Annotated in this window: 22 protein-coding genes; 13 read left to right on the top strand and 9 right to left on the bottom strand. The window is 72.4% G+C overall.

Annotation, left to right across the window (positions count from 1 at the left end; all coding sequences use genetic code 11):
• Positions 1-8: 8 nt before the first annotated feature.
• Positions 9-1,229: a styrene monooxygenase/indole monooxygenase family protein gene (locus EOT10_RS16535; RefSeq protein ID WP_127828985.1), complete on the bottom strand. Its 1,221-nt coding sequence runs from the start codon at positions 1,227-1,229 to the stop codon at positions 9-11.
• A gap of 346 nt (positions 1,230-1,575) precedes the next feature.
• Between EOT10_RS16535 and EOT10_RS16530 the strand changes: the two genes are divergently transcribed.
• Both EOT10_RS16530 and EOT10_RS16525 read left to right on the top strand, forming a co-directional pair.
• A complete protein-coding gene (locus EOT10_RS16530; protein WP_127828984.1) occupies positions 1,576-2,556 on the top strand; it encodes an AraC family transcriptional regulator in 981 nt (326 codons plus the stop codon).
• Between the two features lie 211 nt (positions 2,557-2,767).
• A complete protein-coding gene (locus EOT10_RS16525) occupies positions 2,768-4,054 on the top strand; it encodes a M14 family metallopeptidase (RefSeq protein WP_127828983.1) in 1,287 nt (428 codons plus the stop codon).
• Positions 4,055-4,143: 89 nt separating this feature from the next.
• On the opposite strand, the gene EOT10_RS16520 is transcribed toward EOT10_RS16525, so the two are convergent.
• The 7 genes from EOT10_RS16520 to EOT10_RS16490 are packed head-to-tail and all read right to left on the bottom strand — an operon-like array spanning position 4,144 to position 10,712.
• A complete protein-coding gene (locus EOT10_RS16520; protein ID WP_127828982.1) occupies positions 4,144-4,635 on the bottom strand; it encodes a carboxymuconolactone decarboxylase family protein in 492 nt (163 codons plus the stop codon).
• The gene (locus tag EOT10_RS16515; protein WP_223281007.1) at positions 4,632-5,141 is read right to left on the bottom strand and encodes a DUF6917 domain-containing protein; all 510 of its coding nucleotides are present in this window, start codon (positions 5,139-5,141) and stop codon (positions 4,632-4,634) included. The genes EOT10_RS16520 and EOT10_RS16515 overlap by 4 nt, the downstream gene beginning before the upstream one ends.
• Positions 5,138-6,094 carry a Gfo/Idh/MocA family protein gene (locus EOT10_RS16510; RefSeq protein ID WP_127828981.1) on the bottom strand — a complete coding sequence of 319 codons (957 nt, stop codon included), beginning with the start codon at positions 6,092-6,094 and terminating at the stop codon, positions 5,138-5,140. The genes EOT10_RS16515 and EOT10_RS16510 overlap by 4 nt, the downstream gene beginning before the upstream one ends.
• Positions 6,091-7,341 (bottom strand): Ldh family oxidoreductase, encoded by a 1,251-nt coding sequence (locus EOT10_RS16505; RefSeq protein ID WP_127828980.1) that lies wholly within the window; start codon positions 7,339-7,341, stop codon positions 6,091-6,093. The genes EOT10_RS16510 and EOT10_RS16505 overlap by 4 nt, the downstream gene beginning before the upstream one ends.
• Positions 7,338-8,735 (bottom strand): M20/M25/M40 family metallo-hydrolase, encoded by a 1,398-nt coding sequence (locus EOT10_RS16500; RefSeq protein WP_127828979.1) that lies wholly within the window; start codon positions 8,733-8,735, stop codon positions 7,338-7,340. Before EOT10_RS16500 ends, EOT10_RS16505 begins: the two co-directional genes overlap by 4 nt.
• Positions 8,732-9,694 (bottom strand): sugar phosphate isomerase/epimerase family protein, encoded by a 963-nt coding sequence (locus tag EOT10_RS16495; protein ID WP_127828978.1) that lies wholly within the window; start codon positions 9,692-9,694, stop codon positions 8,732-8,734. Before EOT10_RS16495 ends, EOT10_RS16500 begins: the two co-directional genes overlap by 4 nt.
• Positions 9,684-10,712: a Gfo/Idh/MocA family oxidoreductase gene (locus EOT10_RS16490; protein WP_127828977.1), complete on the bottom strand. Its 1,029-nt coding sequence runs from the start codon at positions 10,710-10,712 to the stop codon at positions 9,684-9,686. Before EOT10_RS16490 ends, EOT10_RS16495 begins: the two co-directional genes overlap by 11 nt.
• Positions 10,713-11,069: 357 nt before the next feature.
• Here EOT10_RS16490 and EOT10_RS16485 point away from each other — a divergent pair, with 357 nt between their 5' ends.
• On the top strand, positions 11,070-12,200 hold the full coding sequence (locus EOT10_RS16485; protein WP_223281006.1) for a DegT/DnrJ/EryC1/StrS family aminotransferase: 1,131 nt from the start codon (positions 11,070-11,072) through the stop codon (positions 12,198-12,200).
• The gene (locus EOT10_RS16480) at positions 12,197-13,330 is read left to right on the top strand and encodes a DegT/DnrJ/EryC1/StrS family aminotransferase (RefSeq protein WP_127828976.1); all 1,134 of its coding nucleotides are present in this window, start codon (positions 12,197-12,199) and stop codon (positions 13,328-13,330) included. Before EOT10_RS16485 ends, EOT10_RS16480 begins: the two co-directional genes overlap by 4 nt.
• Positions 13,331-13,360: 30 nt before the next feature.
• Here the strand turns inward: EOT10_RS16480 and EOT10_RS16475 are convergent, their stop codons facing one another.
• Positions 13,361-14,617, bottom strand: a complete 1,257-nt coding sequence (locus EOT10_RS16475; protein ID WP_127828975.1) for a nucleotide sugar dehydrogenase — start codon at positions 14,615-14,617, stop codon at positions 13,361-13,363.
• Between the two features lie 334 nt (positions 14,618-14,951).
• Between EOT10_RS16475 and EOT10_RS16470 the strand changes: the two genes are divergently transcribed.
• The 9 genes from EOT10_RS16470 to EOT10_RS16430 all read left to right on the top strand — a co-directional run bounded on the left by EOT10_RS16470 (position 14,952) and on the right by EOT10_RS16430 (position 24,513).
• Positions 14,952-15,443, top strand: coding sequence for a hypothetical protein (locus EOT10_RS16470; protein ID WP_127828974.1), 492 nt, complete (start codon positions 14,952-14,954; stop codon positions 15,441-15,443).
• A 65-nt stretch (positions 15,444-15,508) separates the two neighbouring features.
• A complete protein-coding gene (locus EOT10_RS16465) occupies positions 15,509-15,829 on the top strand; it encodes a hypothetical protein (protein WP_127828973.1) in 321 nt (106 codons plus the stop codon).
• Positions 15,830-15,919: 90 nt separating this feature from the next.
• Positions 15,920-16,747: a class I SAM-dependent methyltransferase gene (locus EOT10_RS16460; protein WP_127828972.1), complete on the top strand. Its 828-nt coding sequence runs from the start codon at positions 15,920-15,922 to the stop codon at positions 16,745-16,747.
• A complete protein-coding gene (locus EOT10_RS16455; RefSeq protein WP_127828971.1) occupies positions 16,744-18,456 on the top strand; it encodes a CoA transferase in 1,713 nt (570 codons plus the stop codon). The genes EOT10_RS16460 and EOT10_RS16455 overlap by 4 nt, the downstream gene beginning before the upstream one ends.
• Entirely contained in the window at positions 18,453-20,147 is a 1,695-nt protein-coding gene (locus EOT10_RS16450; RefSeq protein WP_127828970.1) for a class I adenylate-forming enzyme family protein, read from the top strand. Before EOT10_RS16455 ends, EOT10_RS16450 begins: the two co-directional genes overlap by 4 nt.
• Positions 20,148-20,199: 52 nt before the next feature.
• A complete protein-coding gene (locus EOT10_RS16445; RefSeq protein WP_127828969.1) occupies positions 20,200-20,391 on the top strand; it encodes a hypothetical protein in 192 nt (63 codons plus the stop codon).
• On the top strand, positions 20,381-21,379 hold the full coding sequence (locus EOT10_RS16440) for a UbiA family prenyltransferase (protein ID WP_223281005.1): 999 nt from the start codon (positions 20,381-20,383) through the stop codon (positions 21,377-21,379). The genes EOT10_RS16445 and EOT10_RS16440 overlap by 11 nt, the downstream gene beginning before the upstream one ends.
• Positions 21,380-21,491: 112 nt before the next feature.
• Positions 21,492-23,099: a class I adenylate-forming enzyme family protein gene (locus EOT10_RS16435; RefSeq protein WP_127828968.1), complete on the top strand. Its 1,608-nt coding sequence runs from the start codon at positions 21,492-21,494 to the stop codon at positions 23,097-23,099.
• A gap of 82 nt (positions 23,100-23,181) precedes the next feature.
• Entirely contained in the window at positions 23,182-24,513 is a 1,332-nt protein-coding gene (locus tag EOT10_RS16430; RefSeq protein WP_127828967.1) for a protoporphyrinogen/coproporphyrinogen oxidase, read from the top strand.
• Positions 24,514-24,574: the final 61 nt, after the last annotated feature.

Raw genomic sequence — 24,574 nt, 5'->3', positions numbered from 1 at the left:
ACGCACCCTCAGGCGCTGACGTCAGCCAGGTAGTTCTTCGCGGCGACCGGGTCCATGAACCAGTGGAAGAAGTCACGCGGGTCGTCGAAGCCGTTGACGAAGCGGGCGGCGATCCGGGGGTTGACGCTCGCCGCGCCGAAGAGCTCCAGGATGTGCTGCGGCGGGGCGCCGAGCATCGCGTTCGTCCAGGCCGTGGCGGACTGCGCGTTGTCCCAGAAGCGGCCGAAGGCCAGCTCCATGAACGCGGCGTCGTACGGGCGCTCGCCGTGGTCCAGGATGGCGGCGAGGTAGGCGGCGGCGCACTTGCCGGCGTTGTTCGAACCCTGGCCGGTGATCGGGTCGTTGAGGACGACGACGTCGGCGAGGCCGAGCACCTGCGCGCCCGAGGGCAGCGTGGCGACGGGCTTGCGGACGGTCGGCGCGAAGCGGCCCGCGAGGGTGCCGTTCTGGTCGGTGAGCGCGATGTCGGTGCAGCGCTCGGCCTCCCACGGGACGTACGCCCGCAGCAGCTCCTGGAACTTCGCCAGCTGCTCGTCGGGGGTGAGCCCGTCGAAGCAGTCGAGCGGGCCGCCCGGGACGCCCTCGAAGAACATGATGTCGCAGGGGCCGCTGGTGGTGAGGCTGGGCATGGTGAAGTACTCGCCCACACCCGGGATGACGTTGAAGCTGACGCCGGTGCGGTGGGGGAGTGGTGCCATGCCGGTGACGTACGCCAGGGCCAGCGCGCGCTGCGGAGCGTCGTACGGGGAACGCTCGGCGTCCCGCTCGAACAGTCCGGCGATCTCGCCCTTGCCTGCCGCGACGATCACCAGATCGGACTCGGCGGCGTAGCGCTCCAGGTCCTCGACGCCGGCCTCGTGGATGACAAGACGTCCGCCGCGGCGCGCGAACTCGCCCATCCAGATCGGCATCTTGACGCGCTGGTCGACCGAGCGGGCGGTGGCGTCGAGGCGGGCGTCGAAGGCGAGCGCCCGGCCGCCCTGGCCGTCGGCGATGTTCACGCCGAGCCCGGCGATCGGCGGGCAGGCGTCGCCCCAGAAGTCGAGCCCGAGGCCGCGCTCGTGGGCCAGCGCGGTGCCGAACATGGCCTGGCTGGACATGACCCGACCGTCACGGATCTCGTCTCCGGTGCGGTTGGACGCGATGGTGACGTCGTAGCCGTGGCCGAGCAGGCCGATACCGAGCTGGAGGCCGGCCTGGCCTGCTCCGACGATGGTGATCTTGCGCATGGGGGGACCTCCGGGGGTCGGTCGGTATGTGCGGTGGTGAGCGGTGCAGTGCCGCGCAGTGCCTGCGGTGCCGTGCAGTGCGGTGACGTGCACCGGTGCAGCGTTTTGGTGACGTGGCGACTGACGACTGGCGGCTTCAACGAGTGGGGGGTTCGTATGCGTGGAACACGGCTGCCTGCCGGAGGGGGCCGACGGGCAGTCGCGGGAAGCCGGGGCACCCGTAGGACCGGGGGAGGGGGCGCGGGGCGCCCGGCCGGGGTTCAACCTTGGTATGAAAAGATCATCTTTGCTATCCGGATCACGCGGATCGCTGTCCTGATCGCGCAACTCGGCGGTGGAGGTCCACATGCCCGCTGAAGAGCCACCCCTCGCAAATCACCAGCGGTTTCATACAGCGGACATTTGGGAGGCGCGGGCCGAGGTCGGCCGCGCCTTCTGTCCGCATGAGCTGCGCATCGTGCAGCGCTCGGCGACGCTCGACGCCCGGCTGCACGGCGCACCCTTCGACCGGACAGGTCTGTATTACCTCGATTACGGAGCCGAGGTCCGGATCACTCCGGGTGACCTGGAGAGCTTCTTCCTCGTCCAGATACCGCTCGCCGGTCACGCCGAGATCACCTGCGGCCGGGAGGAGATCATCTCGTCCCCCGAACTTGCTTCCGTCCCCTCTCCGGCCGGACGCCTTGACATGCGCTGGGGTGCCGGCAATCCGCAACTGATCGTGTGGTTCGACCGGTCAGCCCTGGAAGCGCACCTGGGCGGTCTGCTCGGCCGCACAGTGCGCCGCCCGATCCGCTTCTCGCTCGGTATGGACCTCACCGCGCCGGACTCCCGCTCCTGGCTCAACATCGTCGACCTCATGCGCCGGGAGGCGGAGGGGCCTGACGGCATGACAAGCCGGCCCGTCGTGACCAAGCAGCTCGAATCCCTCCTCATGACCCAGCTGTTGATGGCCCAGCCCAGCAACTACACGCCGGCGCTGCTGGGCGAGCAGCCACGCGTCGCACCGCCCGCGGTCCGCCGCGCGATGGAGGTCATCGAGGGACACGCCGCCGAGCCGCTCACCGTCGTCGAGATCGCGGAATGCGTCGGCGTCGGCGTACGGGCCCTCCAGGAGGGCTTCCGCCGCCACCTCGACACGACACCGCTCGCGTACCTGCGCGAGGTCCGCCTGGACCGCGTACGCAAGGAACTCCTGACCTCCGACCCGGGCACCACGACCGTCACGGCCGTCGCATCCCGCTGGGGCTTCCTGCACCCGGGCCGCTTCTCTCTCGCGTACCGCCGGCAGTTCGGGGAGTCTCCTTCGGAGACGTTGCGGGCGTAGGGGACCGCGGGCCGCGGTCGTAGGAGAAGCCCGGCCGCGGTCGTAGGGGAAGTCCGGCCGCGGTCGGGGACAGGCGGGCTCGACGGCGGGCTGTTCGCCGGCATGGGCATTCATGTACGCCCCATTGACCATTCCTTGACCCGCGGGTCAGCATCGTCCGGAACGCCCCCCACGCCAGTCCCACCCGTAACGTCGTGAGGAGCCCGCCCCGATGCGCACCGACCGCAGCACGCGCAACACCCGTACGACCCGCACGACCCGCACGACCCGTACGCGAGCGCTACGCACAGCCGTTGCCACCGTCGCGGCCTCCGCCGCCTTAGGCACCGTGCTGGTCACCTCACCGGCCGCGGCCACCGTCACGGCCGCCGGAAGCGAACCCGGCAACTGCAAGACTTCCGGCGATCCGTCCTGGTCCGGCTGGACCGACCACGATCAACTCGGCGCCACACTGCGGCAGATCGAGCAGACCAGCAAGGGCCGGGTGCGGGTCGACGTCGCCGGGCGCACCACCCAGGGCCGCGAACTCTGGGCCGCGCGCGTGGGCACCGGCCCGCGCGTCCTGATGGTCACCAGCGCCATTCACGGCAACGAGCGCACCGGCACGGAGGCCCTCATCGGCATCCTCAAGGACCTCGGTTCGAGCTCTGATCCGAAGACCGCCGAACTCCTCAGCAAAGTCACCCTGGTTGCCATGCCGATGGTGAACCCGGACGGCGGCGAGCTCAACCGCCGTATCGACGTACGCTCCTGGGACCAGACCGTCGCGCAGTTCCCGCAGCTGGCCGGGGCGCCGCGCGCCTGGTACCACAGCCTCAGCGGCGACGGCATCGACCAGCCCGGCTACGACCTCAACCGGGACTTCAACCCCGATCTGAACTACGTCCCGCGGGCCTCCGACCTCCCCGGCAAGCAGACCGACGCCGGCTTCTTCCTCTCCCCAGAGTCGCGCGCGATCCGTGACACGTACGTGAAGATGCGCACCGAGAAGGGGTCGGTCGACGCGTTCATCGACCTGCACCACATGGGTCCCTGCGAGCGCATCACGGGCGGCCCTCAGGACGGCAAGCTGATCACGGTCTCGCTGGACTATCCGCCGCTCGGCGTGAACGACGGGGCCAAGTACAAGAAGCAGTGGCCGAAGCTGGACCAGGACAAGTCCCGCCGCTACGCGCTCACCGTGGCCAATGGCATCGCCGCCGCCTACGGCGAGCAGTCGAGGCTCGCCGCGACCGGCCGCTACCTCCATCCCGACGCGCGCGAATACGCCGGCCAGGGCCGCTCCGCCTTCGCCCTCAACGGAACCGGCACGGTCCTCTTCGAAGTCCGAGGGCAGCAGGACGACTTGGGGCAGCGGCAGCGCGGCATGTTCGTGCAGTCCGTACGGACCGGAGTGGAGTCCCTGCTGACGGGCCTGGCCACCGGCAGCGCCGACCGGGTCGACGGGGACGACTTCTTCGAGCTGCCGGACTACGGGTGGGAGACCACGGCGGACTGACCTCGCTCGCCCCGGGTCCCCGTGCGCAGGCACGTGACCCGGGGCAAACGATGCGACTCACGGCAGCGACGCGGCCAGGGCGTCGTCCCTCAGGTTCCCTGTGCTTCCGGGCGCTGCGTCGTGCGCCTGCCCATGGCCGTGGCGACGCCGATCCGGTTCCAGACGTTGGTCGCCGCGGCCGTCCACAGCAGGTGGGTGAGGCTGGTCTCGTCGAAGCAGGCGGCCGCCTCCTTGTACACGGCGTCGGGGACCCCGGCCTCGGGCAACAGGGTCAGGGCCTCGCAGAGGGCGAGCGCGGCCCGGTCCGCGGGGGCGAACAGCGTCGACTCGCGCCAGGCCGGGAGTGCGTCGAGACGCTGCTCGCTCTCGCCGGCCTCCCGCGCCGCGCGTGTGTGCAGGTCCATGCAGAAGGTGCAGCCGTTGATCTGCGAAACGCGGAGGCGCACCAGCTCGGCGAGGAGCGGGTCGAGCCCCTTCCCGGCCACCTGCTGGAAGGCGACCATGGCCTGGTAGACGTCGGGCGCGGCGGCCACCGCGTCCACCCGGTCGACGACCGGGGCGTTGGTGAGGTCGGGGGTCATGGTGTCTCCTCGAGGTCGTCGACCGAGCGGGTCGTGGGCATGGGCACGGGCATGAGTAGGGGCATGGCGGCGGTGTGGTGGTCCGGGCGCGGCTCCGGGGTCACGTCGGTGGGCACGAACCGCACCTCGGTCTCCGGCCGCAGCGCGAGGTCGCGCCCGGTCACCGGTTCCGGGACGGAGATCAGGATGTTGTAGTGGTTGGGGAAGTGGCAGGAGTCGAAGCCGAGGACGGTGCCCACCAGTTGGCCGTCGATCCAGACCTCGTCGCCCCGGTCGAGGACACCGGCGCAGCCGATTTCCGCGAAGCCGAGGAAACCGACCCGGTCCACCCGGGCTCCGGGCGCGGTGTCCTGCTGGTCCGTGGTCACCAGCTCGTGGACCTCACCGCGGCGCACGCACCGGCCGGCGAACTCCTCCATGCGCATGCCGCGATCGTCCCTGCGATGGATCAGGACCTTGACCAGGATCCCGTGGACCGCTCGCTTGCCGCCGCTTTCCACGGTCACCGCGCAGGCACCTCCTGAGCCGTCGGGGATCCCGACACCGCACCGGGGTGCGCGAGTTGGTACGTCCGCTCGGTCAGCGCGAGCGCGGCGAAACCGTCGCCGCCGCGGTCGCCGCGCTCCCGGATCGCCTGCTCGAAGTCGTCGAGCACACCGACGTACTCGTGCCACAGCGAGCCCTTGAACTCGGGGAACCCGCGCAGCATGTCCGCCGTGCGCACCGAGCCGTCCGCCAGCCGGACCGTGGCGTCCTTCACCTCGCCCGGGTAGGACCAGTCGAGCTCGACGCGCACCGGTACTCCGCTGCCGGAACGCAGCCGCACCGTGGCGCGCCGGTCCACGCCCTGCGCGTCCCACGTCACCTGCGCGTGCTCGACGCTCACGTCGCCGGTCAGCAGCCGGGCGAGGTCGTAGGCGTTCGGCCCGTTGTCGGCGACACAGCCGCCGCCGCACCGCGTGGGGTCCAGGTACCAGGCGTCACCGCCGATGTGTTCCTCGATCCGTTCCAGGTAGCGGATGGTGACCTCGACCGGTGCCGCCGCGGTGCGCAACTCGCGGTGCAGGGCCGTGATTTCGTGGTTGTAGCGGCGGTGGAACGCGGTGAACAGGCACACCCCACGCGCCCTGGCCGCCGCCACCAGCGACTCGGCGTCCTCAAGCCGGGTGGCCAGCGGCTTCTCCACGCACACCGGGACACCCGCGGCGATCACATCCGCCGCGATCGACGCGTGCACGTCGTTGGGGACGGTGACCACCACCGCGTCCAACTCTGCCCCGGCGAGCATCGCGCGGTGGTCCGTGTAGACCGGCAGGCTCTCTCCGTGGGGGCGCAGCCTCTCGGGCGACACGTCGCACACCGCGGCCAGTTGCCAGGCGGGCGATGCCTCGATCGCGGCCAGGTAGAACCGGGAGATCGCCCCGAGTCCGACGACGGCGATCCGCCGCGGCCCCCTCACCGCTGCCCCGCTCGCGCCGGGAACGGCAGGTCGGAGGTGTCGGTTGGCAACGGCTGGTCGGAGGTGTCGGATGGGCGCGGCAGGTCGGATGTATCCGCCGGGAACGGGTCGGACGTTTCTGCCGGGAACGGGTCGGACGTATCTGCCGGGAACGGCAGGCCGAGCGTCGCGGCGAGCCCGGCCAGTTCGTGGTGGACCACCGGCTCCACCGGGACGCCGTGCTCGCGGTGGAGCCGGGCCCGCTCCGCCTCCGGCCGGCCGGGGTAGCCGACGGGGGCGCTCTCGTCGACCGGGGGGCAGGCCAGTACGGTGCCGAACAGCTGCTCCGCGTCCCGGATCACGGCCTCCGGCCCGCGCAGCAGGCCGGGCGCGATCGCCACCATCAGCATGCCGATGTCGTCGTCCCGGCCCGACGGGCGGCCGTCGCCGGACAGTGCCTCGGTGGCGGGACCGGCACCGGAGCCGGAGACCAGGGCGGCGAGCACCTCCACCATCAGGCCGAGTCCGAACCCCTTGTGGTCGCCGCCGCTCGACGCGCCGAGCCAGAGCAGGTGCGCCTCACCACGGTCGAAGGCCGCCGGGTCGGTCACCGGCCGGCCCTCCTCGTCGGCGAGCCACCCCGGCGGGACCGTCCGGCCGGCACGGGCCGCCGCCCGCACCCGCCCGGTCGGTACCGCGGTGGTGCTCATGTCGAGGACGAACGGCGGGTGCGGGCCGGCGGGCGCGGCGATGCTCAGCGGGTTGGTGCCCAGCAACGTCACCCGGCCGCCGGGCGGGCGGGCGATGCGCTGCCCGCCGCAGTTGGACGCCACCAGGCCCACCATGCCCTGCTCGGCGGCGCGCCGGGCGTGGTAGCCGGCGCAGCCGAAGTGTGTCCCGTTCCGGACGGAGACCAGGCCGACCCCGAACCGCGCCGCCCGCTCGATCGCCAGGTCCATGGCCTCGCTCGCCTGCCACAGGCCCAGTGCGCGCCGCGCGTCGACGAGGAGGGCCGCGCCATGATCGGCCAGGACGACGGGGGAGCCGGCCGGGTCGGCGCGTCCGTCGTCGAGCAGCGGCAGATAGAGCCGGGACAGGTTGGCGGTGCCGTGCGAGCCGAAGCCGGCCAGGTCGCCGTAGCAGAGCGCTTCGGACGCCTGTCGCGCTCTGTCCTGAGGCAGGCCGCGCGCGGCGAAGACGGCGGTGACGAGGTCGAGCAACTGCTCGTAGGGGATGCGCACTTCGGTGGGTGCGCTCGTTCCGATCACCGTGACGGCTCCTTGCTTCCGGCGCTGCTGATACAGGTGCTTTCGGTGTCGTCGACGCAGCTGTCGTTGACGCGGCCGTCATTGACGCAGCTGTCCTCGACACAGTTGTCGTTGGCACAGTCGTCGTGGAACGCGAGCAGGATCCTCGCGATGCCGGCGGCGAACGACTCCAGGTCGGCCAGATCGACGTACTCCCCCTGCGCGTGCGCGTGGTTGCCCTCCAGCGATCCGGGCCCGTACACCACCGTCGCCGCGTCCTCGCGGTCGGCCAGCCAGATCGCGTCGCAGGTGAACGCGGCTTCGTCGTCGGGCCAGCGGCCGATGCCGGCCGCCTCGCCGAGCAGCCGCTCGGCCCAGGGCGAGGTGCCCGTGAGCGCGGGAATTCCCCTCTTCCGCCAGTGCAGGCGGGTGATCGCGGCGGCGTCCCGAGCGGTACGGGCGAGCTCGCGCACGGCGCCGAAGCGGGCGCGGAAGGCCGCGAGTCCCTCGTGCAGGGCGTCAGTTGTGGCGCTTTCGAGGCGGCGCGCCGTCTCGGCGTTCGTGTACGAGAGGTTGAGCAGCAGCGCGCCGCGGCCGTACACGCGGTTGTGCAGGGGGCCGGTCGTCAGTCCGGCGACGCACACGCGCCCCTCGGCGGCCAGCGGTGGCAGGACCAGGCCCAGGTGCTGCGCCAAGTAGCCCAGGAGCACCGTGGCGTTGTGTCCGTGCTCGGGCCGGTCGTCGATGGCGTCGTCACCTTCGACGCGCACACAGGCGGTCATCGCCGCGCTGGCCCGGGGGAGATAGCGCAGGCCGGTCGGTTCGCAGAACACGTTGAGGCGGCCGTACCAGCCCCGCTCGACCAGCGGCCGGGTGCCGATCGTGCCCAGCGCGCCGCCCTCCTCGCCGGCGACCGCCTGGACGAGGATGCGGATGTCGCGGGCGAGGCCGGGCCGTTCGGCCAGCGCAGCCCTGATCCCGGCGAGCAGGCCGACGGCGGGTCCCTTGGCGTCGACCGCGCCCCGGCCGGTGAACCGCCGTCCGTCGAAGCCGACTTGTTCCATGCCGGCCACGGTGTCCAGGTGCACGTTGAACATGACGGTCCGGTCTCGCGTATGTGCCGCGCCCAGCTCAAGGACCAGGCTGGGCTGGCAGGCGAGGAATCCGGGGCCGGCCTGCACGGCCTCGCGCACCGCGAGCGGCACATCGTCCGCCTCGATGTCCTCGGGACGCGAGGGTGCGTGGTGGCGCACCGCGAAACCGAGGGCAGCGGCGTGCTCGGCGTACCGGCGCTGCGCCGCCCACAGTTCCGGCGCGGGCAGGTCGGCGCCGGTCTCGAGCGGTCCCGCCGTGGGCAGATGCAGCAGATCCAGGAGCAGTTCGTGGTCGGCGCGGCCGACGAGGGGAGCGGTCATCGAGCCCCTCCCGTGGCAGCGGCGCTGCGGGGGCGCTCGGCGGTGAGCCCTGCCAGCAGGTCGGTGAGCGCCCGCCCGTGGGCGGTGAACGCGGCGGCGCACTCGGCGTCGGGGGCCCGTCGGCCTTCGTGCGGGACCACGGCCAGGTGCGGCTCGATCGACAGTGCGCCGGTGTAGCCGGCGTCGAGCAGCAGGCGCAGGCAGTCCGCGACCCGTGACTGGCCGTGGCCCGGCAGGCAGTACCGCGGAGCCTCGGCCGGGCATTCTGCGTCCGTGATGGCGTCCGTGATGGCGTCCTTGATGTGGACGTGCCGGACCCACTCGATGATCTCGCCGAGCAGGTCATAGGCGGAGTAGTCATAGGCGATGCCGTTGCCGGTGTCGAACAGCAGGCCGAGCGCGGGGCTGTTCACGGCGTCCAGCAGGTCGCGCATGCGCAAGGCGCTGGTTCCGGCCCAGCCGGCGCAGTTCTCGTGCAGCAGGCTCAGGCCGGTGCGCTCCGCGTGGTCCGCGAGTGCCTTGGTCCGCTCGATCACGGCCGCGCGCCACAGGGGCTCGGCGAGCCCCCCGCTCGGGTAGGACATGATCCGGACATGACGGGTCCCAAGGGTGCGGCAGCGTCGGCTCAGGACGCGGAGTTCGGCAAGGTCGGCGGTGACGTCCTGGTCCGCCGACCTCGACCACCCGCCGATCCGCGAGCAGACCGCGACCACCCGCAGCCCGGCGTCCTCGACCGCGGCGACCACCTGTGCGAACGCCGGTTCGGTGAGGTCGGCCAGGGGGATTCCGTCGACGGTGCGCAGCTCGATCGTGTCCCAGCCGAGGGCCCGGACCGCGGCCACCTGGGCGTGGATCCCGTACCCCGCCTCGTCGCCGATTCCGGCGAGGGCGAGGGCGGGGGCGAGGGCGGGGGCGCAGGCGGGGGCGGGGGCGAGGGCATGCGGGGCGTCAGCCGGCATCGCGCACCGCTCCGGCCGGGAGGGGAGTCGGCCGCTCGCGCAGGAGGCAGAGCTGCTTGGCCTCGTCCACAAGGCGTACCGTCCGCGCCGCCAGGTCGATGCCGAACTCCCCGCCGTCGGCGAAGCGTTGGTAGGCATGGCGGAAGAACTCGGGCAGCGCGTCGTCGGGGAACACCTCACGCTTCGTGAACTCGCGCCCTTCGACGGCGAGTTGGGCAAACCCGTCGTCCTGGCTGATCGGGTAGTGGCCCACGACGGTCGCTTCGGTGAACTCGCAGGTGATCCGCCGCTCGCGGACCGGCGCCGTCAGGTCCGAGGCGATACGGGTCGAGGCACCCCCCTCGTGGGTCAGGCGCAGCGTCGCGGTGCCCAGGCGGGGACGTACGGCAACGTCCGTCCTCAGGTCCGACCAGGCGGCGTCGGTCAACCGGGCGGGCCCGGCCAGGTCCAGGGCCACGCCCAGCGCGTGCGGGATCTCGACGTCGAAGGCGGTCGGATGGCCCGAAGTGGCCAGGCTGCGACTGAAGCGCGGTTTGCGCTGGACGACGCGGATCGCGCGGAGCGCACCGAACTCGCCGGTGGCCACGTGGTCCTTGAGCCGCCCGGTCAGGCTGCTGACCAGCCACTGCGCGACCACGACAAGCCGCAACCCGTACTGCCGGCGGAGGTCTTCGATCCGGGTGAGCTGGGCGGTGTCCGCCGTCAGCGGCTTCTCCACGAGCAGGTTGACGAACCCGAGCCGGGCAAGGCGTTCGATCACGGCGTCGCGGCCGTCCGGCGGCGTGCACACGTGGACGACGGTTCGCTGCGGGTCGAGTTCGGCGCGCGCCAGTTCCAGGGTCGGCAACCGGACGGTGCCCGGCGGGAGGGTGGCGGGCGCGGGCACTGGATCGACGGCCACCATCGGTGCTCCGGCGAACAGTGTGCCCGCGCGGGTCCCCTTGCGCAGCCGGTCCAGAGTGGGCAGATGCAGACCGGTACCGGCGCGGCCGAGCCCGACGACGAGAGTGCGGTACATCGGGCCCGCCTCCCCCTTTCCATGCCACTTTCCATGCCTCTGTTCAGCCGTACCTGTATTGATCAACTGTCGGCTTTGCGTAGGTTTTCGATCTTCAATGGGGATGTCAACGCGACGCTCCCGACACCGGCCGCCGACCGGGTGAACGTGCCCCCACCGGCGCGCCGGTGACCGGGCCCGAGCCGGGCCGACGGCATCGTGGTCGGCTGCTCACGAGGGGAAACGCACCGCCGGTCCAGGCTGTCGCACCCTTCACCCGACCTCGCGGGAGATCCCTTGCAGCCCACCTCACTGACCGAGTGCGGCCTCGTCGAACCGCCACGGGCGCCGTCTCCACCGGTGCCCTTCTTCACTCAGGTGGAATCGTTCGAGCGAATCTGGCCGGAGGTCCGGCGCCACCTCACGGAGGTGGCCGGGAGCGGGAAGTTCTCCCACGGTCAGAAGGTCGCCGAGTTCGAGCGGGCGCTGGCCGCGTACACCGGTGCGCGGCACGCCGTCGCCGTCAACAGCGGCACCGACGCGCTCGTCCTGCTGCTGCGCGCGGCCGGGCTGCGTCCCGGCGACGAGGTCGTCGTCCCGGCCTTCACCTTCGTGGCCTCCGCCTCCTCGGTCGTCCTGGCCGGCGGCCGGCCGGTGTTCGCCGACATCGACCCGGTCAGCTACGCCCTCGACCCGGAGTCGGTCGCGGCCGCGATCACGCCGCGTACCCGGTTCGTCATGCCGGTCCACCTGTTCTGTCAGATGGCCGACATGGACGCCCTTGCCGGGGTCGCCGCCGACCACGGGCTCACGATCGTCGAGGACAGCGCCGAGGCCATCGGCATGCGCTGGAACGGGAAGCACGCGGGGCTGCTCGGCGCCGGCGGCGTCCTGTCGTTCTTCCCGACCAAGACACTCGGGGCGCTCGGCGACGCCGGCGCGGTGCTCACCGACGACGACCGGATCGCCGAGACCGTCGGCGCGCTGCGGCACCACGGCAGGTTCGGGCCCACACTCGGGGACTTCCGGCGGATCTCGACGGAGACCACGCAAGCCGGCCAGAACAGCAAGGCGGACGACATCCAGGCGGCCGTCCTGCTGGCCAAACTCGACCGTCTGGACGCCGACATCGCGCGGCGCGCGGAGCTCGCCGCCGCCTACACCGAACGCCTCGCCACGGTGCCGGGAATCCTGCGGCTGCCGACCGTCGTCGCACGCACCTCCGCGACCAATCCCGTGTATTACGTCTATCTCATCGAGGTCCGGCACCGGGACGCACTGGCCGCGTTCCTGGCCCAGCGCGGCATCGGAACGGAGACGTACTACCCGGTGCCCCTGCACCGTCAGCCCTGTTTCGCCCAACTCGGCTACGACGAAGGGGACTTCCCGCACGCCGAGGCCGCGTGCCGGCGGACCCTGGCCCTGCCGTTCCACCCGGACCTGACGATGGATCAGGTGGACCACGTCTGCGAGACGATCCGGGCGTTCGCACAGGAGGAAGCAGCGTGATCGAGTTCTTTCCGCCCGACATCTTCGAGGCCGACCACGACACCCTGTTCGACATCGTGCGGGCGGTCGGCACCGGGCCGGAACAGCGGTTCATCCTCGGTGACGCCACCGCCCGCTTCGAGAAGGAGCTCGCCGCGAGCGTCGGCGCCGCGGACGCCGTCGCGTGCTCCAGCGGCACCTCGGCACTCACCCTGATCCTGCACGCGATGGGAGTGGGGGAGGGCGACGAGGTCATCGTCCCCGCGTACGGATGCGCGCCGCTGGCGAGCACCGTGGTCAACCTGGGCGCCACGCCGGTGTTCGCCGACATCGACCCGCGGATGCTGGTGATCGACCCGTCCGACGCCGAGGCATGTCTCACCGAACGCACCAAGGTGCTGCTCCCGGCGCACATCTACTCGGTGATGGCCGACATGCCCCGCCTGCTGGAGATCGCGCGGCGGCACGGCGTGCGGGTGGTCGAGGACTCCGCGGTCGCCCAGGGCGCGGTGCTCGACGGCCGACCGGCCGGACTGTGGGGCGATGCCGGGCTGTACTCGTTCGTCCAGGTCAAGAGCTTCGGCACGGCCGGCGAGGGCGGGGCCGTTGTGACCGACGACTCCGAACTGGCCCGCACCGTCCGCATGTTGCGCAACCATGGTCAGGACGGACGCCACCGCTTCCTGCACCACGTGATCGGCCACAACAGCCGGTTCGACGAGATCCAAGCGGAGTTCCTGCTCCACCGGCTGCCCGGCTTCCCGGCCCGCCTCGAGCGCCGGGCGCGGATCGCCGACTACTACGCCGAGCGGTTCGGCCCCCTCGCCGAGCACGGGCTGCTCGCACCGCCCCCGGGCCGCAACGGCCGCTGCTACTACGTCTACACGCTGCTGACCGAGCGGCGGGACGCGCTGCGCGACCATCTGGCCCAGCGCGGCATCGCCGCCCATGTGTACTATCCGCGGCCGCTGCCCGCCCAGGCGGCCTTCGCGCCCTACGCGCCGGCGGGCCGCCGGTGGCCGGGGGCCGAGCGGGCGAGCCGGTGCACCCTGTCGATCCCCGTGCACCCGCTGCTCACCGACGCGCAGGTGGAGCACATCGCCGACGCGGTCTGCGCGTTCGCCACCGGCGGCCCCGGCACGGACCGGTGACTCATGCGCCGGTGGCCCCCGGCGCATGAGTCACAGCCGTACCACCCGCTCCCCGCAGGCCCGGCCCGTCGTGTCGAAGAGCAGCGCGGCGGAGCGGGCAAGGCGGTCCAGGTCGTAGGAGCGGTGCCCCTGCAGCAGGACGCTGATGTCGGCGCGCATGGCGGCGTGGTACGGCCGGTCCACCCGGTCAAGGACCGTTCCGTCCACGGGGAACCGCGCCACGTGCGGGTCGTGGAAGCGGACCGTGGCGCCGAGCCCGGTCAGGCACCGTGCCACCGCGGTCGCGGGTGTCTCGCGCAGGTCGTCGATGTCCGGCTTGTAGCTCACGCCGAGCAGCAGCACCTCGGCTCCCTCGATCCGGCGCCCGGCCTCGCCGAGCAGCCCGGTCACCCGCTGCGCCACATGGTCGGGCATCGCGTGGTTCACCGCCTGTGCGGCGGCGACCGTCCGGAAGCTGAACCCCTCCCGGCGCGCCTGGTGCGTCAGATACACGGGGTCCACCGGAATGCAGTGGCCGCCGACCCCCGCGCCGGGCCGGAAGGGCTGGTACCCGAAGGGCTTCGTCGCCGCGCAGCGCAGGACGTCCCAGACGTCGACGCCGAGCCCGTGGCAGTACATCGCGAACTCGTTGACCAGGGCGATGTTGACGTTCCGGTAGGTGTTCTCCAGCAGCTTGGCGAGCTCCGCCTCGCGCGTGCCGCCGGCGATCACCACGGTGTCGACGAAGCGTTCGTAGAACGCGGCGCAGCGCTTGGCGCACAGCGGTGTGTGTCCGCCGACGACCTTGGGGGTGTTGGTGATCCCGAACTCGTGATTGCCCGGGTCGATCCGTTCCGGCGAGTACGCCAGGTAGAAGTCGGTTCCCGCGACGAGCCCCGTGCGCTCCAGGATCGGCCGGATCACGTCACTGGTGGTGCCCGGGTGGGAGGTCGACTCGACCACGAGGAGGGTGCCCGGCCGCAGATGCTCGGCCACCGCGCCGGCCGCCCGCGTCAGGGGGCCGAGATCGGGCGTCCCGTCGGCCCCGAGCGAGGTGGGGACACAGATCGCCACCGTCTCCGCCCCGGCGAGGACGGCGGGATCCGTGGTCGCGGTGAACCCCGCGGCCAGCATCCCCTCCACGTCGGCGTCGCCGATGTCCTTGACGTGTGAGCGCCCTGCGCGAAGGCCGGCGACGACCTGGTCCGACACGTCCAGCCCGGTGACCGTGAGCCCGGCGGCTCCGGCGGTTCTGGCGAGCGGAAGCCCCACGTATCCGAGACCTACGACGACCAGCTCGCGCACCATCCGCGCCTCTCTCCTCACCAGGCTCCTATCGCCAGGACTGGAGGCCGGCCCACTGCCGCCCCCCACCTGCGGCGCATCGTGTCAGCAGCCCGGCCGGGGCACCCGGGCGCGACAGGCCCGGACGTCTGATCGGAGTACCTTACTCACTCTCCGTAGTGAATATGGTGTGCCTGGCAGGTGTGGCCGCTTGGGACAAAAGCGCTGGTGAGCGCCCCTATGGCGCCGGATAGTTCAGAGATTCGAGCGTGTCGCACTTCATGATCGATTGGCTACGCCCTGTGATCAACTGTGGATGTCGTCGGGCAACCGGGCCCGAGACGTCCAAGGAGACTTCATGCAGAAAATTGCTATGGGCAAGCGCATCGCCGCCGCCGTCGCCACCGCGTCCCTCGCCGGTGGCCTCGGCCTCGCCGGCGCGGCACCGGCCCTGGCGGATGCTCCCGCGCCGCTGAGCTTCACCATTGACTACACCAAGGCCACGTCCATCCCCCAGACTCCCACCCTGGGCGGAAGCTTCGCCGGCAACGGCCCGGTGCTCGACGCCTCGGGCAAGCAGATCGGCAAGACCTTCGACACCTGCGGCGTCGACGGCATCGAGAGCCCCACGAAGCTGGACGCCCAGTGCGGCGCGTACGTCATCTTCGCCAACGGTGACGAGCTCAACCTGAGCGCCCAGGCCCCGATCGACGTCAACCCGCTCGACTACCCGTACACGTTCAAGGCCGTGGTGGAGGGTGGCACCGGGGCCTACAACGGCGTCAACGGAGAGGCGACCGTCACGGCCCAGAAGCCCGGCGTCTACAAGGTCGACGTTCAGTTCAAGTGACCTGAGCAGGCCACACGGAGCCGCCGGAGTGTTCCGGCGGCTCCCCCTTCCCGAGAGGTGAATCCATGCGTCGTAGCGCGCTCCTCGCCACGTTGGCCGCCGGCCTCGTCCTCGCTTCCACGGGCTCCGCAGCCGCACAGAACGCCCAGGGATCCCGGGCCGACACCGACCAAGTGGTCGTGTTCAGCAGCGAACTGCTCCCGCTGACGGTCTACCCCGACCCGCACGGCTGCACGGCCCTTCCCACGGTCTCGCACGTCCTGAACAACCAGACCTCGCGGACCGTCTATCTGCACGCGGACCCGCTCTGCCTGACCCCAGGGATCCCGATCCAGCCCGGATACGGGATGCACACCGGGCAGGTCGCCGGCTCCTTCTCCTCGTGAGGACAGCCGGCCGCACCTGAGGCCGGGCGGCCACCGCCCGGCCTCACCGGTTCACCCCGTCACATACGTTCCACCACGTCAGGAGCCCCGGTGAAGACCCCCTTCCCCACGCCGGCCGTCGCGGCCTCAACGTCCGGCGAGGGATACGTCTTTGACAACGACAACGTCCACGCGGACGAGCACCACCGCTGCCTCGCGGCGTCCCTCGACCCGATCACGACCGCCCGCCTCGTCGCCACCGGTGTGACCGACGGCTGGCACTGCCTCGAAGTGGGCGCCGGCGGCGGCAGCATCGCCTCCTGGCTGGCCGAACGAGTGGCGCCCACCGGGCAGGTGCTGGCAACGGACGTCAACCCGGTGCACATCCCCGCGGCTCCCGGCCTGCGAGTCCAGCGGCACGACGTGGTGCGCGACCCGCTGCCCCAGGAGGCTTTCGACCTCGTCCTCTCCCGTCTGGTGCTGCGGCACCTGGCCGAGCGGCACGCGGCGCTCGCCGCGATGATGCGCGCGCTGCGACCGGGCGGCTGGCTGCAGATCGACGAGTTCGACATCGACTACGGTCCGGTGCTGCTCGCGCCGAGTCGCGCCGCCGGTGAACTGTACGAGCGGTTCCTGGCGGCCAAGGCGCGCCTGTTCGCGGACGCGGGAGCGGACGGCGCCTGGGGGCGGCGCGCGGCGGCGGCCATGCGGGAAGCGGGCCTGGTCGATGTCGACCCGGTGCCCTACGTGGTGCCCTGGCACGCCGGCTCGCCCGGCGTCCACCTCCTGATCCACCTCACCCACCAGCTACGTGACCAACTGGTCGCCGCCGGGATGACCGACGCGGAACTGGCCGAGGTGCGCCAGGTCATGCGGCATCCTGAGTTCCGGGCCAGCTCGTGCGTCATCTACTCCGTCCAGGGGCGGCGGCCCGCATGACCGTAGGCAAAGTCGTAAGCACCGACGCGCCACGGACGTCCGAGCCGAACCAGCCACTGGCCGGGACCTCGGCGACGGCCGTCGGCAGCTCGACAGCGCTCGCCGTCGCCGCGGACCACCTGGCGCGCCTCGGCTGCGAGATCGCCCAGGACGCGCAGGGGCCCGATGCCGAGGGGGCGGGCACCCTCGGCATCGCATGCGGTGCCGGTGCCGGTGCCGAACCGCACGTACTCACCTGCGCCATCGACTGGGCGGGACCGGTCGAGCTGCCGCTGGCGAGCGAGGCCGACGTGCAGGCCGCCTGCGGCATCGCCCACGTGCACGGGCGCAGGTACGGCCGACCCACGCCGCTCCGCCTCGACTACGCCGAAGCGGTGACCGGCGTGCTCGCCGTGACCGGTGCGCTCGCCGCTCTCCATGCCGCCAGGCGCGGCGTACGGATCGACGAGGTCCGCACCTCCGTCGCCCAGGGCGCCCTGCTCGCCGTCGGTCAGTACCTGGCGGTGGCGACCGCGGCCGACGACGTGCGCATCCCGGCGCCGCCCACCGCGCCGGATGCCGCCGCGCCACCGTTCACCAGCGGCGACGGGGTCAGGTTCGAGATCGAGACGCTCGACGCCGAGGTGTGGCAGCGGTTCTGGGCCGTGCTCGGTGCCGACCTTTCCGCGATCCGCAGAGGCTGGCCGCCGTTCCAGCACCGGTACGCCACCGGCGTCTGCCCGCTCCCCGCCGAACTCCACCGCGCCACCGCGCGGACTCCCTACTCCGTGATCCGTACCGCGGCCGCTCAAGCGGGCGTCAGCGTACTGCGCGTGCGCGACCTCGGCCGGGAGGAGCTTCTCGCCCCGCCTCGGGCTCCCTGGACCGTCACACCACTGCCCGCGGACCGGCACGCCACCCCGGGGCTGTCACCCGCCGTGCCGCCTCCCGCGCCGCACCGACCGCTCGCCGGGCTGGTGGTCGTCGAGTCCACCGGGCGGGTGCAGGGGCCGCTCGCCGGCCACGCACTCGCCCTGCTCGGGGCCAGGGTGATCCGGGTCGAACCGCCGGGCGGCGACCCGATGCGCGGAACCGCACCGATGGCGGGCGACTGCTCGGCCCGGTTCCTCGCGCTCAACCGCGGCAAGGAGGCCGTCGAGGCGGACCTGCGCACCCCCGGTGGCCGCGGCACGGTGCGCGAACTCGTCCGCGACGCGGACGTGTTCCTGCACAACTGGGCCCCCGGCAAGGCGGCCGCATGGCAGCTCGACGCCGCCGATCTGGCCGGTGTCCGGCCCGGCCTCGTCCACGCCTGGGCGTCCGGCTGGGGCGACGCCATGGGCCCCACCCCGCCGATCGGCACCGACTACGTGGTGCAGGCCGGCGCCGGCCTTGCCGAGCTGACCGCGCGGCCCGGCGAGCCACCGACCCCCTCACTGATGACGCTGCTCGATGTGCTCGGCGGCCTGGTCTGCGCGGAAGGAGTGCTCGCCGCGCTGCTGGCGCGCGCCGCCACCGGGCACGGCCGACGGGTGCACACCTCCCTGCTCTCCGCCGCGACGGTACTGACCGCGCACGGACGCGGCGCCGCGTCCGACCCGCGCCAGCCCGCGCCCCCGGTCCCGCTCTGCACCGACCTCACCGAGCTGGCCGCCGACCCGCGTTTCAGCGCCGCGCTGATCCGGGACGACTGTGTACTGCCCGGCAGGCCCTGGGAGTTCACCGCATGACGGCGACCTGGGCATCGGCCCAAGGCATCGACGTACCCGACCGGGTACCGGCGCGACTGCGCCGCCGGTACGTCGAGCAGGGGCTCGTGCCCGACCGCGACCTCTACTCGCTGTTCCGCGCGCACGTGGTGGCCCACCCCGAGCGCCCGGCTGTCGTCGACCCTGAGGGGACGCTCGACTACGCGACTCTCGACCGGCATGCCCGGCGCCTCGCCACCGGGTTCGTGGCGCTCGGCATCGGCGCGGGCGACGTGGTCGGCGTCCAACTGCCCAGCGGCCGGCGGGCGCTTGCCGCGGACCTCGCCCTGGCCGCGATCGGTGCCGTGGCGCTGCCCTATCCGGTGGGGCGCGGCCGCCAGGACTCCCTGGCCCTGCTCGGCAGGTCGCGCGCCCGCGCCGTGATCACCACGGCCGAATGGGACGGCGTCCCGCTCGCGCGGACCCTGGCCGACCTGCGAGCCGACCTCCCGTACCTGCGGACCGTCGCCGTCTTCGGCGCGTCGCCGGACGGCTGCGTTCCGCTGGATCCGTGGCTCGTCGGCCGCCCGGAGGGTGAGCCGTGGGAACCGGTCGCCGTCGATGCGGAGACACCGGCCCGGATCCTGGTCTCCTCCGGTTCCGAGGACCGGCCGAAGATGGTCGCCTACTCGCACAACGCCCTGGCCGGCGGCCGCGGCAACTACGTCAGCGCTCTGCGCCGCGGCGCGGATCCCCTGCGATGCCTGGTCCTGATGCCGCTCGCGTCCTCGTACGGCTCGCTCGGCCTGGTCGTACTCGTCCGGCACGGCGGGACGCTCGTGCTGCTGGACCGCTTCGAGGCGACCCTGGCGCTGAGTGCCGTGACCGAGCATCGGCCGAGCCACGTCTTCGCCGTACCCACGATGCTGCGCCGCATGGCGGAGGCGCCGTGGACGCCCGGCGAGGACCTCTCGTCGCTCCGCGCCGTCGTCTCCAGCGCCGCGCCCCTGCCGCCCGAGACGCTGCGCGCCGCCCTCGGCAGATTCGGCTGCCCCGTGGTGAACATCTACGGATCGACCGATGGCGTCAACTGCCATACGACATGGGCCTGTCCGGCCACGGACACCCGCAGGGCAGGCCGTGCCGACCCCGCCGTGGCCGAGATCCGCGTCGTCGGGCCGGACGGCCGGCCGCTGCCCTCCGGGGAGGCGGGCGAGATCCAGGCCCGCGGCCCGATGACACCCCGGTGCTACCTGGGTGCGCCCGAGCTCGACGCCGCCCACCGCACCCCGGACGGCTGGGTGCGGACGGGGGATCGCGGACTCGTCGACGGCGACGGGGAGTTGTGGGTGCTCGACCGGCTCCGCAGCACCGTCATCCGCGGCGGCTACACGATCAGCCCGGCCGAGGTCGAGCGTCACATCGGCGCGCACCCGGGGATCGCCGACGCGGCCTGCGTCCCGGTGCCCGACCCCGAGCTCGGCGAGCGCATGTGTGCCTGCGTGGCGAAGCGCCCCGGCACCGAACCTCCCACCCTCAAAGAGCTCCAGGCGTTCCTGGAACGCGAGCGGGGGCTGGAGCGCCGCAAGCTGCCCGAGCAGCTACTGACGCTGGATCAACTGCCTCTCGGTCCGACCGGAAAGGTCTGCCGAAGCACCCTGGCGCGGCGCGCGGCCACGCAAGGCCCGGACGTGCCGCGTACCGCCTCGACCTGCGAGGGAGCCTCCCGATGAGCGAGCGCGACCGCACCCATGCCGTGGTGACCGGCGCCGGCGAGCGGCAGCGGTGTTCAGCGGATCGAGGACACCGGGACGGCACGACGGTCTGCGACGGCGCTGCGGTCCCCGACCCGACGGCGCCACGGTCTTCGACGGCGCCATTGTCTTCGACGGCGCCACGGTCTTCGACGGCGCCACGGTCTTCGACGGCGCCATTGTCTTCGACGGTCTGCGAGCAGGGAGTATCCATGGCCGGTGAGACGACTACGGGCACCGCCACCGCGCACCCGCCCCGTGTGCTCGCCGCCCGGCCCGGCCGGCGCATGACGGCGCGTCTGCCCGCCTATCTGCGGCTGGCCAAGCTCGGCATGTACGACTACTACCTGAGCCTGCTCGTCGTGGTGTCGCTGCTTCCCCTCAGCGGCCGCCACCTCGACGCACCGTCGGTGGCGACCCTGGCGGCCTTCCTGCTGGGCGAGGTGTGCCTGGTCAGCGCGTCGGTCGCGCTGGACGACATCGCCGGGTACCGCGACGGCAGCGATCTCGCGAACTACGGTACGGACGCGCCGGTGCGCAGAATCGCCCGTAAACCGCTGCTGGCCGGCGTCCTGACCGAGAGGGACGCCGTCCGCTTCGCCGGCACGGTGCTCGCCGCCGGCGTGCTGTTCTGGGCGGCTGCTCTGTATCTCGCGCCCCACCGGCCGATGTGGGCCGTGCTCAGCGTCGTGACCGCCGGTTTCCTCGTCCCGCAGTACTCGTGGGGCCTGCGACTCGGCCACCGGGGGTTCCAGGAGTTGTTCCTCGCCGCCGTCGGCTGGTTCTTCGTGCTGCCGCTGTACGGCCTGCTCACCGGCGAGGCGGCCGGCCTCGCCGCGGTGGAGACCTTCCTGTTCGGCCTGGGTCCGCTCCTCTTCGGCGTGTACTCGAACACGAACGACATCGCCGGCGACCGTGCGGTGGGGCGGCCCACCGTCGCGTGTCTGCTCTCCCGCCGCGGCAACGCCGTGTTCATCGGCGCGCTCTCCGCCCTGGAGACCGCGGTGATCGTCGCGGCGGCCCTCCTGGGGATCGCACCGTGGTGGTTCCCGCTGGCCCTCCTTCCCGTGACGGCGGCCCGCATCACGCAGTTCACGGTCGGCATCGTGCGCGGCGACATCCTGCGCGGCCGGCTCATCGGGATCCGGGCACACCGGGTCCTGGTCGCCGCGCTGGTGGCGGCCAACCTGCTGATGGCCGCCCCGGTTTGACCCACGGAACCCTGACCCACGGAACCCGGATCCGCGGAACCCGGATCCGCGGAACCCGGATCCGCGGAACCCGGATCCGCGGAACCCTGATCCAGTGAGACAAGGACGTGAGATGAAATCGCTCGAACCCGGTCCGTTCTTCGACATCCTGGCCGACCGCGGCACCGGGACGCAGGTGCACCTGAGCCGCCCGCTGGACATCGCGCACGACGGCCGGACGACGTACGGCATCGAGAACATCGCCGAACTGGTGGCGCAAGCCGCGGGCTGGCTCGCCGGTCTGGGCATCGCGCGGGGCGACAGAGTTGCCGTGATCAAGCCCAACCACTGGGACTACGTCCTGCTCGCCTGCGCGGCCGCCCGCATCGGCGCGGTGCCCGCGCTGATCTCCGGCAACCTCCCTCCCGAGACACTCCAACTGCTGCTGAAGCGCCTCGACGCCACCGCCCTGGTCACCACCTCGGACACACTCGCGGCCGCCCGCGCCGCCGGGACCGACCTGACCGCCTTCACCCGCCGCACCCTCACGCTCGACGCCCCCGCGCCCGGCGCCGCCCCCGGCGCCGTCCCTCTGGCGGACGTACGCGGACACAGGCCGCCGCCCCCTCAACGCCGCCCCGACGACGCCCCGTTGGCCATCATGCACACCTCGGGCACCACCGGGACGCCCAAGCTGGTCGTCCACACCACCACCTCGCTGGTCCACCGGCTCGCCGCGGCCGAGGCACGGCGCTGGCCGATGGTGGCCAGCCGGCGCGACGACACCGTCGCCCAGGCCACGTCGTACGCCCACGGGCGCGGCCTCACCTGGTCGCTCAGCGCGTTCTGGCTCGCCCCGCGCAAGGTGCTCCTCCTGGACAGCTTCGATCCGCAGCATGCCGAACCCCTCCTGCGCGCCCACCCCCCGACCACCCTGGAGGCCACCCCCTCGGCCTTCGTGCGCTGGCAGTCGCTCGCCACAGCACCGGACAACCCGTTCCGTGACGTGCGCCTGTACATCAACACCTTCGACGCGATCCACCCGCCCACGGTGCGCACCTACCTCGCCGCCACACGCCGCCGCCTGCCGCTGTGGGTACAGGTCTGGGGGCAGTCCGAGACCGGGCCGCTCACCTTCCGCTGCTTCACCCGCAGGTCGGTGCGCGTGTCCGGGGAGCGGCACCCCACAACTCGCGACCTGGGCCGTCCGGTTCCCGGCCGGACGAGGCTGCGGGTGGTGGACCCGGTCACCTACCGGCGGGTTCCGCGCGGTGAGCCCGGCCTGGTGATGGCGCGTACCCGTGCCCTGTGCGCGGGATACGCAGGTGAACAGGAGCGGCTCCTGGCCAAGTCCGCCGGTGGCTGGTTCGCCACCGGGGACCTCGGCGTCGCCACCCGGTCCGGCCGGATGCTCCTGCTCGACCGCGAGGTGGACACGGTCCCGGGCGGCAGCTGTGTCGAGATCGAGGACGTGCTCCACGACCGGCTGCCGGACGTCGTCGAGGCGGTGGTGCTCGGCCGGGCGAGCGGTTTGCCGCTGCCGGTCCTGGTGACCCGGGACGGCACGCTCGCCCGCGAGGCGTGGCAGCGGGCCGTGGCCGATCTGCCGCCCCTCGGCGAGCCGGCGCTCCTGCGCCTCGACCAGCTTCCGCTCACCGCGACGGGCAAGGTGCGGCGGCAGGAGCTGCGGGACCGGCTGCTCGACGGGGCCCCGCCGCACGGCTGCGGGCACTGGACCTGACCCGCACCGCCGCTCCGGAGGGCGGACCGCGCGAGTCCCGGGGCGTTCGTATCGATATATCTACACGAGAGGTGAACTGCCGATGGCTGACACAGACGTCGACGTCGCTGTGGTGGGGGCCGGGATCTCGGGCCTGGCCACCGCCTTCCACCTGGCGGAGACCGGCAGATCGGTGCGCGTGTACGAGGCGTGCACCCGGGTCGGCGGGCGGATGGCGGGCCGCCGCCACGAGGGCTTTGTCCTCGACGAGGGCGCGGAGAGCATCGCGGTCCGGGGCTACGACAACACCTGGCAGCTGATCCGGGCGGTCGGCCTGGCCGAGGACGCCGTCGTTCCGGTGGGCGGCCGCATCGCGCTGTGGCGTGACGGGCGCGCCCATGCCAACTTCGGTCATCCGGCGGGTCTGCTGACCGGCGCCGGAATGTCCTGGCGCGGCCGGCTGTCCTGGCTGCGGTTCACCGCGGCGCTCATGCGGCACAGGAACGGCTTCGACCAGGACCGCCCCGAGGCGACACCGCTGGGCGACGCGACCATCGCGGAATACGCCCATCGCTACCACCGCGACGTGTACGACTGCCTGTTGCAGCCCATGGCCGGTGGCTTCTTCGGCTGGCAACCGGAGCGGTCGGCGATCGGTCCGATGGCCGCGCTGCTGCTCGCCGTCGGCGGCGCCGGAGCGCGCTGGGTGACCTACCGGAACGGCATGGACACCCTGACCCGTGCGCTGGCCGACCGCCTTGACGTCGTCACCGGAAACGCAGTCGTCGCGGTCAAGCCGGGCCCGCGCACCGTAAGCCTCGACCTGGCCGATGGCAAGACGGTGACCGCCGGACGCGCCGTGCTGGCCGTGCCCGCGCCGGTGGCGCTCACGCTCCACGCCGATGTCCCGGACGACGAGCGTCCCTACCTGGCGGCGAGCACCTACCGCCCGATGCTGAAGGTTCTGTGCTTGCTGGACCGACCCCTGCCGAGCCCGACCCGCCGGCCGTCCTACGCCCTTCATGTCCGGGCCGCGGATGACCAGGTGTGCGCCGGAGTCGTCCTCGACCACATCAGGGCACCCGACCGGGTACCGTCCGGCCGCGGTCTGCTCAGCCTGTTCGTCTCGCCGTACGCGTCGGCGCGCCTGCTTGAACGTACCGACGACGAGATCGTGTCCGAAGTCAGCGCACACGCCGAGCGGTATCTGCCGGGCCTGACCGAGGCTACGCGTACGGCCATCGTGGTGCGCTGGCCCAACGGCCTGCCGGAAGCGACACCGGACGCGCTGCGCCTGCGGCGGGCGTTCCTCGAACGCCCCCTGCGCCGTGTCGACTACGCCGGCGACTGGGTGGCGCTCCGCCCCAACAGCGAGGCCGCCGTCCACTCGGCCACGCTCGCCGCCCGCCGCGTCCTCGCCGCCGGGACGAGCTGACGGAGACCCCGGCCGGTCGGTACGCGAGATCGCGGGCGGGTCAGGGCGTGACGGTCGGGCT

It is taken from the genome of Streptomyces antnestii (assembly GCF_004005495.1).
In the GTDB taxonomy this organism is placed as follows: Bacteria; Actinomycetota; Actinomycetes; order Streptomycetales; family Streptomycetaceae; genus Streptomyces; species Streptomyces antnestii.
Note: the sequence above shows the minus strand (reverse complement) of the source record. Positions and strands in the feature narration are given on the sequence as shown.

Excerpts from the sequence above, each read along its gene's own strand:
- EOT10_RS16535 (WP_127828985.1), bottom strand. The coding sequence starts at position 1,229 with ATGCGCAAGATCACCATCGTCGGAGCAGGCCAGGCCGGCCTCCAGCTC.
- EOT10_RS16530 (WP_127828984.1), top strand. The coding sequence starts at position 1,576 with ATGCCCGCTGAAGAGCCACCCCTCGCAAATCACCAGCGGTTTCATACA.
- EOT10_RS16525 (WP_127828983.1), top strand. The coding sequence starts at position 2,768 with ATGCGCACCGACCGCAGCACGCGCAACACCCGTACGACCCGCACGACC.
- EOT10_RS16520 (WP_127828982.1), bottom strand. The coding sequence starts at position 4,635 with ATGACCCCCGACCTCACCAACGCCCCGGTCGTCGACCGGGTGGACGCG.
- EOT10_RS16500 (WP_127828979.1), bottom strand. The coding sequence starts at position 8,735 with ATGACCGCTCCCCTCGTCGGCCGCGCCGACCACGAACTGCTCCTGGAT.
- EOT10_RS16495 (WP_127828978.1), bottom strand. The coding sequence starts at position 9,694 with ATGCCGGCTGACGCCCCGCATGCCCTCGCCCCCGCCCCCGCCTGCGCC.
- EOT10_RS16490 (WP_127828977.1), bottom strand. The coding sequence starts at position 10,712 with ATGTACCGCACTCTCGTCGTCGGGCTCGGCCGCGCCGGTACCGGTCTG.
- EOT10_RS16475 (WP_127828975.1), bottom strand. The coding sequence starts at position 14,617 with ATGGTGCGCGAGCTGGTCGTCGTAGGTCTCGGATACGTGGGGCTTCCG.
- EOT10_RS16470 (WP_127828974.1), top strand. The coding sequence starts at position 14,952 with ATGCAGAAAATTGCTATGGGCAAGCGCATCGCCGCCGCCGTCGCCACC.
- EOT10_RS16465 (WP_127828973.1), top strand. The coding sequence starts at position 15,509 with ATGCGTCGTAGCGCGCTCCTCGCCACGTTGGCCGCCGGCCTCGTCCTC.
- EOT10_RS16455 (WP_127828971.1), top strand. The coding sequence starts at position 16,744 with ATGACCGTAGGCAAAGTCGTAAGCACCGACGCGCCACGGACGTCCGAG.
- EOT10_RS16450 (WP_127828970.1), top strand. The coding sequence starts at position 18,453 with ATGACGGCGACCTGGGCATCGGCCCAAGGCATCGACGTACCCGACCGG.
- EOT10_RS16440 (WP_223281005.1), top strand. The coding sequence starts at position 20,381 with ATGGCCGGTGAGACGACTACGGGCACCGCCACCGCGCACCCGCCCCGT.
- EOT10_RS16435 (WP_127828968.1), top strand. The coding sequence starts at position 21,492 with ATGAAATCGCTCGAACCCGGTCCGTTCTTCGACATCCTGGCCGACCGC.
- EOT10_RS16430 (WP_127828967.1), top strand. The coding sequence starts at position 23,182 with ATGGCTGACACAGACGTCGACGTCGCTGTGGTGGGGGCCGGGATCTCG.